The following is a 646-nucleotide window of genomic DNA, read 5'->3' as shown; positions in this document are numbered from 1 at the left end:
ATAATATCCTTGATTCTATCTTTTTAAAACTTCTATCATTTCTCCATTTGTATTAATTTTAGAATTTATTTTTAAAATATTATTTTTCTTTTTTATTAAAAAAAAATTCGCTCCTTTTACTTTATAAAGAGTATCACCTTTTTCAATAGAATCACTTACGTTAGAAAACCATCTGCCATCCTCAAACGTATCAATTTTATTTGTATCGGGATTTTTTCCGATAATTGTGAAAAAAGCTGATTTAATTCTATCTTCTTTATAACTTTTATTCGAAATAATGTTTACTGAATAATCTAATTCGTATTGTTCTTGTCCATTGGTAAAATCAATTTTACATGAATTAAGAAAAAAAAATAGAGTAAAAATAATAAGGTTTCTCATAATCAAAGTTTAATTATATACTTTACCTGTTATTATAGAAAATGTGTAAGATTTAGATACAGAGGCTCCTGCTCCAATACCTAAAAATTTACCGTCTCCTAATGTTAATGTGTTACTTATAGTTCCTTTATTATCTATACCACCTTTTTCATTTAAACTGTGACCAATAGTGTATTGGATATCCTAACGAAAGTTCCAGAGTAAGAAAAGGTATATAATACTTATCTTACAATTATGAAAGGAATAAAAAATCATTACGATGCTT

1 protein-coding gene is annotated in these 646 nt (G+C 24.9%); it reads right to left on the bottom strand.

Annotated features, from left to right (window positions below):
* Positions 1 to 15: 15 nt before the first annotated feature.
* On the bottom strand, positions 16 to 381 hold the full coding sequence (locus tag N5D03_RS14955) for a hypothetical protein (RefSeq protein WP_280052132.1): 366 nt from the start codon (positions 379 to 381) through the stop codon (positions 16 to 18).
* Between the last annotated feature and the right edge of the window lie 265 nt (positions 382 to 646).

It is taken from the genome of Empedobacter sp. GD03861, from assembly GCF_029840885.1.
Taxonomy (GTDB): Bacteria; Bacteroidota; Bacteroidia; order Flavobacteriales; family Weeksellaceae; genus Empedobacter; species Empedobacter falsenii_B.
Note: the sequence above shows the minus strand (reverse complement) of the source record. Positions and strands in the feature narration are given on the sequence as shown.